At 62.6% G+C, this 10977-nt stretch carries 8 protein-coding genes; 3 read left to right on the forward strand and 5 right to left on the reverse strand.

The genetic code is table 11. The features are described 5' to 3' along the window. The first annotated feature begins 36 nt into the window (after positions 1 to 36). The 3 genes from HX873_RS23300 to HX873_RS23310 all read left to right on the forward strand — a co-directional run bounded on the left by HX873_RS23300 (position 37) and on the right by HX873_RS23310 (position 5015). The gene (locus tag HX873_RS23300) at positions 37 to 2454 is read left to right on the forward strand and encodes a glucose/quinate/shikimate family membrane-bound PQQ-dependent dehydrogenase (RefSeq protein ID WP_008438499.1); all 2418 of its coding nucleotides are present in this window, start codon (positions 37 to 39) and stop codon (positions 2452 to 2454) included. A 244-nt stretch (positions 2455 to 2698) separates the two neighbouring features. Further along, entirely contained in the window at positions 2699 to 3556 is an 858-nt protein-coding gene (locus HX873_RS23305; protein WP_102368166.1) for a 2OG-Fe(II) oxygenase, read from the forward strand. A 34-nt stretch (positions 3557 to 3590) separates the two neighbouring features. Then, positions 3591 to 5015 (forward strand): pyridoxal-dependent decarboxylase, encoded by a 1425-nt coding sequence (locus HX873_RS23310; RefSeq protein ID WP_177123263.1) that lies wholly within the window; start codon positions 3591 to 3593, stop codon positions 5013 to 5015. 30 nt (positions 5016 to 5045) lie between these two features. Here the strand turns inward: HX873_RS23310 and HX873_RS23315 are convergent, their stop codons facing one another. The 5 genes from HX873_RS23315 to HX873_RS23335 form a co-directional block, all read right to left on the reverse strand. After that, on the reverse strand, positions 5046 to 7382 hold the full coding sequence (locus tag HX873_RS23315; protein WP_177123264.1) for a bifunctional diguanylate cyclase/phosphodiesterase: 2337 nt from the start codon (positions 7380 to 7382) through the stop codon (positions 5046 to 5048). A gap of 201 nt (positions 7383 to 7583) precedes the next feature. Further along, on the reverse strand, positions 7584 to 8759 hold the full coding sequence (locus HX873_RS23320; RefSeq protein ID WP_177123265.1) for a PotD/PotF family extracellular solute-binding protein: 1176 nt from the start codon (positions 8757 to 8759) through the stop codon (positions 7584 to 7586). Continuing rightward, positions 8756 to 9730 (reverse strand): GTP-binding protein, encoded by a 975-nt coding sequence (locus HX873_RS23325; RefSeq protein WP_177123266.1) that lies wholly within the window; start codon positions 9728 to 9730, stop codon positions 8756 to 8758. Before HX873_RS23325 ends, HX873_RS23320 begins: the two co-directional genes overlap by 4 nt. Before the next feature lie 85 nt (positions 9731 to 9815). Further along, positions 9816 to 10109, reverse strand: coding sequence for a hypothetical protein (locus HX873_RS23330; protein WP_003210398.1), 294 nt, complete (start codon positions 10107 to 10109; stop codon positions 9816 to 9818). A 13-nt stretch (positions 10110 to 10122) separates the two neighbouring features. Continuing rightward, positions 10123 to 10872, reverse strand: coding sequence for an SDR family NAD(P)-dependent oxidoreductase (locus HX873_RS23335; protein WP_177123267.1), 750 nt, complete (start codon positions 10870 to 10872; stop codon positions 10123 to 10125). Between the last annotated feature and the right edge of the window lie 105 nt (positions 10873 to 10977).

Consider the following 10977-nt stretch of genomic DNA (forward strand, 5'->3'; position numbering starts at 1 on the left):
GCGCAATCAATTCAAAACGTAACGGAGAACCACACTATGAGCACTGATGGTGCTTCAAGTCCAAGTCGCCTGCTGCCCAGGCTGCTGGGGATCTTGCTGCTGATAATGGGCCTGGCCTTGTTGGCCGGGGGGATCAAGCTGAGCATGCTCGGCGGGTCGCTGTATTACCTGCTGGCCGGTCTCGGCATCACCGTCACAGGCCTGTTGCTGCTGGCTACACGCCGTGCGGCGCTGGGCTTGTACGCACTGGTGCTGTTTGCCAGCACCGTATGGGCGCTGTGGGAAGTCGGCCTGGACTGGTGGCAACTGGTACCGCGCCTGGCCCTGCTGTTTGCCCTCGGCATCGTCATGCTGCTCCCGTGGTTCCGCCGTCCGTTGCTGCGTGGCCAAGCCTCGCCGCTGGGCACTGGCGCGCTGAGCGTCGCCGTCGTACTGGCCGGCGCCGCTGCATTGGCCAGCCAATTCACCGACCCGGGCGCCATGGTCAAGAAAGGCCAGCTGGACCGCGATGCGGTACCGGGCATGGCCAGCACTGCGCCGGCCCAGGCTGATGGTGACTGGAACTCCTACGGCCGTTCGGCCTTCGGTGATCGTTACTCGCCACTCGCACAGATCACTCCGGAAAACGCCCACAAGCTGGTTCCAGCCTGGACCTTCCGTACTGGCGACATCCCTGGCCCAGGCGATCCCGGTGAAACCACCGCGGAAAACACCCCGCTGAAAGTCAACGGCATGCTCTACGTGTGCACGCCCCACAGCCAGGTGATTGCCCTGGACCCGGACACCGGCAAGGAAATCTGGCGTTTCGACCCGAAGATCAGCAGCGAAGGCGCTGCCAACTTCAAGGGTTGGGCGCACATGACCTGCCGTGGCGTGTCGTATCACGATGATGCCGTGTATGCCTCGGAACAGAGCCCGACTGGCAGCGCCAGCCCGGCCGCCGCGCCGAATGCCTGCCCGAAACGCATCTTCGTCCCTACCGCCGACACCCGTCTGATCGCCCTGAACGCCGACACCGGCAAGATGTGCGAAGACTTCGGTGACAAAGGCCAGATCGACTTGCGTGCCAACATCGGCACCTTCGCCCCGGGCGGTTACTACTCCACCTCGCCACCGGCCGTCACCAAGAACCTGGTGGTAATCGGCGGTCACGTGACCGACAACGTCTCCACCGACGAGCCTAGCGGCGTGATCCGTGCGTTCGACGTGCACACCGGCAAGCTGGTGTGGAATTGGGACAGCGGCAACCCGGACGACACCACCCCGTTGGCCGAGGGCAAGACTTACACCCGCAACTCGCCAAACATGTGGTCGATGTTCGCGGTGGACGAAAAACTCGGCATGCTCTACCTGCCGATGGGTAACCAGATGCCCGACCAGTACGGCGGCGACCGGACTCCGGACTCCGAGAAGTACAGCGCCGGCCTGACTGCCCTGGACATCGACAGCGGCCACGTGAAGTGGACCTTCCAGTTCACTCACCATGACCTGTGGGACATGGACGTGGGCGGCCAGCCTTCGCTGATCGACATCAAGACCGCTGACGGCGTGAAGCAAGCGGTGATGGCGTCGACCAAGCAAGGCAGCATCTACGTGATCGACCGCTCGAACGGTCAGCCTGTAGTGCCGATCAATGAAATCCCTGTACCGCAAGGCGCAGTGGCCGGCGATCACACCGCACCGACCCAACCGAAGTCCGACCTGAACTTCATGCCACCGCCCCTCAAGGAGCGTGACATGTGGGGCGTGACGCCGTTCGACCAGATGCTGTGCCGGATTGACTTCAAATCCATGCGCTACGACGGTCCGTTCACCCCGCCGTCGCTGCAGGGCTCGATCGTTTACCCAGGTAACTTCGGCGTGTTCGACTGGGGTGGCATTTCCGTCGACCCGGTTCGCCAGATCGCGTTCGTGAACCCAAGCTACATGGCGTTCAAATCGAAACTGATCCCGGCCGCCGACATTGCCAAGCAAGGCCCACGGGTCAGCGAAACCGAAGGCGTGCAGCCGAACAAAGGCGCGCCATACGGTGTGATCCTCGAAGCCATGCTGTCGCCACTGGGCCTGCCGTGCCAGGCGCCGGCGTGGGGTTATGTGGCCGCGGTCGACCTGACCAACCACCAGACCATCTGGATGCACAAGAACGGCACCGTGCGTGACAGCTCGCCGGTTCCGATTCCACTGACCATGGGCGTGCCAAGCCTGGGCGGGACTTTTACCACCGCCGGTGGCGTGTCCTTCCTCAGCGGTACCCTTGACCAGTACCTGCGTGCCTATGACGTGAAAAACGGCAAGCAGTTGTGGGAAGGCCGCCTGCCGGCAGGCGCGCAAACCACACCAATGACCTACACCGGCAAGGACGGCAAGCAGTACGTGCTGGTCATGGCCGGCGGTCATGGTTCCCTGGGCACCAAGCAGGGTGACTATGTGATGGCGTTCAAACTGCCGGATTAAGCAAAACCGGCAGTAAGAAAAAGGCGGCTACCTAAGTGGGTAGCCGCCTTTTTTTATGCGTGAAATAAAGCGATCCGATAGCGCCGATGTATTTAAAAGTTTACTCGGAAAAGTCCTATACCTCCCCAAAAGTCTTTCCCTCAACTTTGGCCCTGCGCCATCCGACGCTCACTGTCGCCAGTAAATCCCCAGCCAAACAAACGTTATCTATATGACGTGCTGTAACTAACATGGAGTTTTCATCATGACGGACCTCAACAGCGTTGAATCAATACCTGCAGTCCCGCATAGCCAGGCGCCCGGGATCCTGGCGCTTGAGCAACTCGACACACTCAGCCTGGAAAAACTTATTCGCGGAGAAATACTTGCCATCCGGGTACCTGACTACGCGAATGAACAAACCAGCGAAGTACTAAATAAACATATCAACGAAACGGCGACGCTCCAGGAATATAACCACGAGACCTATGAGCACGGAAAAGTTGTCCAGCATTTCTATGGTGTCCATCGCTGGGGAACACCGTTCAACTCCACCTACGGCAAGGCCGCAGACAGCTATTCGCAACAGAAATACTACGCAGACGCCACCCACATGCGCTGCGTGATCGATGACCTCTGTGCCCCGCGCAAACCACCCATCCATCTACTGATGGAGCATATCCGGCAGGTGTGGCCAGAAGGCGCGACAACCGCGGCCTTCCAGGGCCAGCCGATGTTCTGCGGCATTATCCGCGCCATGTTCCCGGAGACAGCCCACCTCTCCGAAACAGTCCCCCATGTCGATTGCCTGCCCTTGTCGATTGCTGAACTGGAACATCAATTCAGCGCGAATATTTACCTCGAAGTACCCCCTTCCGGAGGTGAACTGGTCATTTGGGATACCGAGGCGTTTACCTACGACGAGGTCATCCGTTTCGAAGGGGCGGAACTGCCCGAAGATCGTTTGCAAAAACCGCTGCGCATCCAGCCGCAGAAAAACGAACTGGTGATTATCAATACTCGCCGTCCCCATGCCATTTGCGGTTTCGATTCAGGCAAGCGCATCAGCATCCAGTCGTTTATCGGCTATACCACTGGCCAGCCGTTTTACTTCTGGTGCTAACGCCTTTATTCCTCTTCCTGACGGACACCCTGATATGACACCTGAAGAATTCCGCCGACATGGCCACGCCATGATCGACCTGATTGCAGACTATCGACAAAACATCGAGCAACGCGGTGTGCAACCCACCACGGCCCCGGGAGAAATCAGGTCCGCATTGCCGGCCAGCCCGCCTGAGACAGCCGAACCGTTCGAACAGATCATGGGCGACGTCGAAACACTGATCATGCCCGGTCTGTTGCATTGGCAGCATCCAAGTTTCTTCGGGTTCTTCCCGTCGAATGTGGAACTGTCCTCCGTCCTCGGCGATTGCTTGAGTACCGGCCTGGGCGTGGTGGGATTGTCGTGGCAATCGAGCCCGGCCCTGACCGAAATCGAGGAAGTCACCACCGATTGGCTGCGCGACATGATCGGCCTGAGCGCCAACTGGAGCGGAGTGATCCAGGACTCGGCCTCGACCTCCACCCTGGTGGCGCTGATCAGCGCCCGCGAACGCAGCTCCCACTACGCGCTGATGCACGATGGCCTGCAAAACAGCGGCGCCCCCTTGATCGTCTACACCTCGGCCCACGCCCATAGTTCAGTGAACAAGGCCGCGATCCTGGCGGGGTTCGGCCAGAACAATATCCGTACCGTGGCAACCGACGAACACAATGCAATGTCACCGCATGCATTGGAGCGGGCAATCGAACAAGACCTGGCTGCCGGGAACAGACCCTGTGTGGTGATTGCGACCACCGGCACAACGGCAGCCATGGCCATCGACCCCCTGGAAGCCATCGGCGCCCTGACGCAACGCCACGGCCTGTGGTTGCATGTCGACTCAGCCATGGCCGGGGCCGCGATGATCCTCCCGGAATGCCGCGCGCTGTGGCACGGCATCGAGAACGCCGACTCGCTGGTCCTCAACCCTCACAAATGGCTGGGGGCGGCGTTTGATTGCTCGGTGTACTTTGTACGCGACCCCGAGCACTTGATTCGCATCATGACCACCAACCCCAGCTATCTACAGTCCAAGGCTGACGGCCAGGTCAGGAACTACCGCGACTGGCGGATCTCCCTGGGCAGCCGGTTCCGCGCGCTGAAGCTGTGGTTCCTGATCCGCGAGCAAGGCGTCAGCGGCCTGCAGGCCCGGCTGCGGCGTGACCTGGCGAATGCCCGCTGGCTGGCAGAACAGATTGAAGGCAGCAAACACTGGAAACTGGTAGCCGCCGTTACCCTGCAAACCTTGTGCATTCGCCACGAGCCACCAGGCCTTGATGGTGAGGCGCTGGATAACTACACCCGGGCCTGGGCGGAAAAGCTCAACCATTCAGGCAGCGCCTACGTCACCCCCGCCGTGCTCGACGCGCGCTGGATGGTACGCGTGTCCATTGGCGCGCTGGGGACGGAGCGCCACCACGTCGAAGGCTTGTGGGAACGGTTGCAAACCCTGGTCGATGCAACGGTGGAACACTGAAAGACCGGCGTCGGTGCAGCCACCGACGCCCTAGACCGGCACGCGCTCGCGGCGCATCCACATCTCAAACGCCATGGCATTCAACGGCCGGCTGATCAGATAGCCTTGGGCCGTGTCGCACTTCCAGAGCTTGAGCAGCTTGAGGCTGGGCTCGAACTCCACCCCTTCGGCCACCACCTTGAGCCCCAGGTTGTGGCTCATTTCGATGGTCGAGCGCACGATCACGCCGTCGCCGGAAGTGCTGTCGAGGTTGCGCACAAACGACTGGTCGATCTTCAATTCCTGCACCGGCAGGCGTTGCAGTTGCGCCAGGGATGAATAGCCGGTGCCGAAGTCATCCACCGACAGGCTGATGCCACAAGCGCGCAGTTGCTCCAGCACGCTGAGGGCCTGGGCCGGGTTGTGCATGATCGCGCTTTCGGTGATTTCGAAAATCAGTTGCCGGGCCGATACCCGGTAGTGCGCCAGCAACTCGGTCACCCGCAGGGCCAGGCCGTCATCGGCCAGGTCATCCACCGAGATGTTCACCGACAACTGCACCTCCAACCCGCGCACCGCCCACTCGGCCAGTTGGCGAATGGCTTCTTCGATCACCCACTGGGTCAGGCTGCCCATGCTGCCGGTGCGCTCGGCCAGGGGAATGAACTCGGCCGGCGACACCAGGCCCAGGGTCGGGTGCTGCCAGCGCAACAGCGCTTCGGCCTGGCGCACATGGCCATGGTGCAGGTCGAGCTTGGGCTGGTAACACAGGTACAACTCGCCCTCCGTCGGCGCCCGGCGCAGGTCACGAATCAGGCTGATCTGGCGCTGATGGGCGAGGTCGCGGTCCTGCTGGTAGATCTGTAAGTAACCCGGGAACGCTGCCGCATCGTGGCGGGCAATCGCGGCGCGGCTGATCAGCTCTTCAACCTGCTGGCCGTCGGCCGGGTAGGCGGCGATGCCGATGCTCACTTCGTGGCGCAATTCATCGCCACCAATGCGCTGGGGTTCGGTGAGCAGCCCATACAAGCGGTCAGCCAGGGCCACCGCGCGGTCGATCGCAGTGTTTTCCAGCAGCAGCAAAAACTCGCTGCCGGTGATGCGCGCGGCGGTGTCGCTGGCCGACAGGCTCGACAGCAGGCAGCGGCTGGCTTCGCGGAGCATTTCTTCCACGCCTTCCGGGCCGTAGCCTTCGTTGATCACCCGGTAGTTTTCAATCCCCAGGTACAGCAACACCACCGGCCGGCCAGCGCTGATGGCGCTGCCCAGGCGCTCCATGGCCAGCGCGCGGTTAGGCAGGCCGGTGAGCGGGTCGTGCAAGGCGTTGTGGGCCAGTTGTCGCTCGCGTACCGCGATCCCGGTTTGCATGGCGTTGAAGGCCTGGGCCAGCAGGCCGAATTCATCGTGGCTGCGCACCTGTACCGGTGTGCGGTAGTCACCGGCCCCGATGCGTTCGGCCGCCTGCACCAACGCATTGAGTGGGCGTGAAACCCGCCGCGCCAGAAACAACGCACCCGCGAGCGACACCAGCAGCACCACCAGGGCGATCGCGAGAAATTGCCGGTCCAGCGGCGCGAAGGATTCAAGGGCGTGGTCCAGCGGGCTTTGCAGCAGCACCCGGACCTCGCCACCGTCTGCCGTGTTGCCCAACGGCAGCACCTGGCTGAGATAGCGCTGGCCGTGGAACAGGTTCAATTGCGCCACCGGAGTGATGTACGCGCCCTGCAGGTCGCTGGCAATCGACGCCTGTAGCGCCTCGGGCTGAGTACTGAACAATTCGCCGGGCTGACCATGCTGCGCGCTGATGAACGACACTTCCAGGTTGCTCATGGAGCGCAATTCACTGGCAAAGATTTCGTCCATCGGAAAGCCCATGGCGACACGGGCGATCGGCGCGGGGTCGACGACTTCCTGTTGCACCAGCAGGAAAGGCCGGCCATCCAGGGCCACGATCAACATTTGCAGGCCGCTGCGCCGGGCCTGGCGCAAGGCATCGTTATAGGGAAAGGCCTGGCCGGACGTCAGCGCCGGTAACGTGCTGACCATCACGCGGCCGTCGAGCCCCAGCACAAATACCTCGCTGGAACTCAGGCCGGTGCCATGCCGGCGCAGGGTCGCGAGAATCGCGTCGGGCTCGCCATCGGCGACAGCCTGGCGAAACGGCAGGTCCGCCGTCAGCCAGTTCAAGCCGTATTGCAGGCGCCGGCCACGCAGGTCGAGCAGGCGTTCGAACACCTGGCTGCCGGTTTCCAACTGCACCTGAGCCTGGTTTTCCACGGCGCGATTGGTGGCGGTTTTCACCGCGAAATACACCGCCGCCACGACCACCAGCAACAGCAGCGCCAGCACCCCGGCAATCCGGGTTTGAAACGTATGGCGCCACCTCATTCTGTTGCCCTCTGGCAGCGCCTGCCCCCTCCAGCCGAAACGTCCCTTCGTCATACGCGTCCCTCGCGACAGCTGAACCGGCGTCAAATAAATATCCTTTTTACAGGGATATTTGAATTATCCAGATTAGCTGCGCAAGAGAAGAAGTGCACCCAATAAATACGGGAGTTTATATGTCATTAATTTGGCGACAGGCTGCCGTTACGACGTTCGCGCCCGCATGAAGTCCCCCCAACGCCGCACGAGATAGTTGTGCTCATCCATCACCGAGTTCCACACCGCGATATGCCCCATGCGCTGTTCATAGGAGCCGCCGTCGCGCACGTCACCCACATCGATCAGCGGCAAGCCATCGCTGCCCAACAGCTCTTCCCGGGCGGGCAGCCCGGCGTACCAGTAGTCCCATTCGGCACTGCTCAGGTGATCACGGCTGCGAGCCGGGTTGCCGATGTAATAACCCTGGCGCGCCATCACCGCACCCGGCCAGCCGGACAGCCACCAGTTGAGGTAGGCATAGGCCGCATCCAGCACCGGGCCCTTGGCATGGCGCGACAGCGACAACCCGCCGAACCAGGCGCGATAGCCTTCACGGGGCACCGCCAGGCGGTATTTGACCCCGGCCCGATGCAGGCGCATCAGGGTCGGTGACCACAGGCTCTGGATATCGATGCTCGGGCTGAGCATCAGTTGCGCGGCTTCCTCGTCATCGGACCAGAACGCCGCGAAGTGGCCTTCCTTCTGTTTACGCACCAGGATATCGGCCAGTACGTCGATCTCTTCGATGCTCATGTTGCCGATGTCCTTGAAGCTCGCGAGGCCCGCGCCTTGCACGGCCAGCGCCGCGTCCAGGGCGCCGATGGCGGCGTCGCTCTGCAACGCAGTGCGTGCGCCCCAGGCCGGGTCCAGCAACCAGCCCCAACTCTCGTTGCCGCGGTTGAACCCTTCGGGCAAGCGCTCGGGGCGGTAGGCGAAACTGTCGGAGTTGTGGGTCAGGGGCAGCATGCTGATGCGTTCGGTGACGGTGCTGCCGAGGCTGCCGTCGTGCTGCACGAAGAGGCGCTCGCTGGGCACACTGCCGCTGCCCAGACGGTCGTTGGCGGACAAGCGTCCGCGCTTGGGCAGGTCGTTGATCTCGTGCCACAGCGCGATGCGCCGGGTGTCGATCGGCTGGATCGCCCGCGCCGGCCACACGAAGTCGACGTTGTGAAACCACTGGTCGTAGAGGTCGTAGCTGTCAGGCTGCATCACCGCAATGCGCTGGGCCTGCTCGACATCATGCACCTGGTACACCAGGCGAATGCCCAGCTCTTTTTCCGCTCGCATACGCAAGGTTTCGAGCAAGGTCACCGAGGTGCCGAGGACGCGAAGCGTGATCATGCGGCAAACCTTCTGGAGAACACTTCAAAGGAGCGCCGCAGCAGAGCCGGGTCGAGCCCGCGCAGGATAAACACCAGGCGTGATTGCCGATCGGTCCCCGGCCAGGCAGGCAGGTGAACCGGGGCATGCAGACAATGCTGCACGCCATGAATGACGATGGGAGCGTTACTGGCGTTCACGTTGAGCAGTCCTTTGACGCGAAGAATACGTTCGCCGTGGCATCTTAACAGCATCGATAACCAGACCCCGAAACCGACCCAATCCAGCGGCTGATCGAAGGTCAGGCAACAGACTTGCGCAGCGCCGTGGTTGGCGGCGGTGGTTTGATGGAGTTTCCAGCGGCCGACTTCTGCAACGGGCTCGGCACTGCGCAGGCCTTCGCCAAGCAGCAGTTGTTCACCGCTGTCGATATCGCAGGTATTGAGGATCGGCGTACCGGCGTTCAGTGCCTGCAAGTGCAAGCGCAACGGGCCACAGTCTTCGACGAGGTCGGTCTTGCTCAACAGCAGGCGATCGGCAGCGGCCACTTGCGCCAGCCATTCCGGGTGCAGGCGCTCTTGCAGGGCGGCGTGGCTGGCGTCCACCAGCGTCACCACCAGGCCGATATGAAAGCGCCCGCGCAGTTGCACGTCGTTGTTCAAGGTGGCGAGGATTGGCGCCGGGTCGGCCAGGCCGGTAGTTTCCAGGATCACCCGCTTGAAGGGCGGAATCTCGCCCCGCTCACGACGCTGCAACAGGCCGAGCAAGGCGTCTTTCAACTCGCCGCGAATCGAACAGCACACGCAGCCGCTGGGCAGCAGTACGGTGTCGGGCGCGACTTCCTCCACCAGCAGGTGGTCGATGCCGACGTCGCCGAACTCATTGATCAGCAACGCTGTGTCGCCGAGGCTTTCACCTTGCAGCAGGCGCTTGAGCAAGGTGGTCTTGCCGCTGCCGAGGAAGCCGGTGATGACGTTTAGCGCGATGCTCATAGTTCTACCTCAATGATGCCCCTGCAGGAGTCCGGCTTGCCGGCGATGGCGATATCAAGGACGCCATCGCCGACAAGCCGGGCTCCTACAGTTCCAGATGATCGAGCAGGCGCGGGTCCAACGGGTCCAGCGGTCGACCGAGCATGGTCTCTGCCGCCTGCCACAGTTGATCCAGGCCGCTGGCCAGTTCCTGTTTGCCGGTGGCGCCCAGCAGCAGATAGGACGCGCCCTGGAAGTCTTCGACCTTGAGCCGGAACACCGCCAGCACCTGATTGATCGCCGCGATGCGGCGCAGACGTTCGCGTCGGCGCGGCAATTCATCGCCCAAGGGATCGCTCCAGTGCAGGTCTTCGCCCAGCAGGCCGCAAAGTCCGCACATGCTTAGTACCCGCTCATGGCATGACGTCGCCGGAGTTCGGGCCAAGGGTCTGGCCGACGAACAGATTGCCGCCCGGCTCGCTGGCCAGCAGCACGGCAGTCGGCGCGACTTCGTCCGCCAGGCCGAAACGACCCAGGGGCAACTCGGCGGCCTTGGCGCGTTTCCAGGTGTCGCTGATGCCGCCTACCAATGGCGTTTCGATGGGCCCGGGTGCGATGGCGTTGACCAGTACGTTGTCCTTGGCCACTTCCAGGGCCAGGGATTTAGTGAAGCCGATCACGCCGGCCTTGGCCGCCGCATAGTGCGTCAACTCGGCGCCGCCCTTGATCCCCAGTTGCGAGGCGACGTTGATGATCCGGCCCCAGCGCTGGGCGATCATGTGAGGCAAGGCGCGCTGGCTGGCGACGAACACGCTGGTGAGGTCGACGCGCAGCATGTCGTTCCACATGTCCAGGGTCAGGTCGACGCAACGGGCCTGGGTCAGCATGCCGGCGTTGTTGACCAGGATGTCGATGCCGCCGTAGTGGGTGACGCAGGTATCGACGCTGGCCCGGGCGCCGTCGACGGTGCCGACATCGGCCACGCACTCGAGGACTTCGGCGCCGAGGTTGCGGCAGGTGATGGCGGTTTCGGCGAGGGTGGCGGCATCGCGGTCGGCCAGCAACAGGCGCGCGCCTTCGACGGCGTAGGCACGGGCGATGGCGGCGCCGATGCCGCTGCCGGCGCCGGTGATCACAGCACGGCGGTTAGCGAGTTGGGGCATTGTTATTCCTCTACGGGTCGAGTGTTACCTGTGGGAGCTGGCTTGCCTGCGATGGCATCACCTCGGTGTTTCTGAAGGACCGAGTTGCCTGCATCGCAGGCAAGC

The sequence above is a fragment of the Pseudomonas sp. P7758 genome (assembly GCF_013386485.1).
Taxonomy (GTDB): Bacteria; Pseudomonadota; Gammaproteobacteria; order Pseudomonadales; family Pseudomonadaceae; genus Aquipseudomonas.

Bases quoted from the DNA above. Each gene is read 5' to 3' on its own strand.
- HX873_RS23300 (WP_008438499.1), top strand. From the start codon at position 37: ATGAGCACTGATGGTGCTTCAAGTCCAAGTCGCCTGCTGCCCAGGCTG.
- HX873_RS23305 (WP_102368166.1), top strand. From the start codon at position 2,699: ATGACGGACCTCAACAGCGTTGAATCAATACCTGCAGTCCCGCATAGC.
- HX873_RS23310 (WP_177123263.1), top strand. From the start codon at position 3,591: ATGACACCTGAAGAATTCCGCCGACATGGCCACGCCATGATCGACCTG.
- HX873_RS23315 (WP_177123264.1), bottom strand. From the start codon at position 7,382: ATGAGGTGGCGCCATACGTTTCAAACCCGGATTGCCGGGGTGCTGGCG.
- HX873_RS23320 (WP_177123265.1), bottom strand. From the start codon at position 8,759: ATGATCACGCTTCGCGTCCTCGGCACCTCGGTGACCTTGCTCGAAACC.
- HX873_RS23325 (WP_177123266.1), bottom strand. From the start codon at position 9,730: ATGAGCATCGCGCTAAACGTCATCACCGGCTTCCTCGGCAGCGGCAAG.
- HX873_RS23330 (WP_003210398.1), bottom strand. From the start codon at position 10,109: ATGTGCGGACTTTGCGGCCTGCTGGGCGAAGACCTGCACTGGAGCGAT.
- HX873_RS23335 (WP_177123267.1), bottom strand. From the start codon at position 10,872: ATGCCCCAACTCGCTAACCGCCGTGCTGTGATCACCGGCGCCGGCAGC.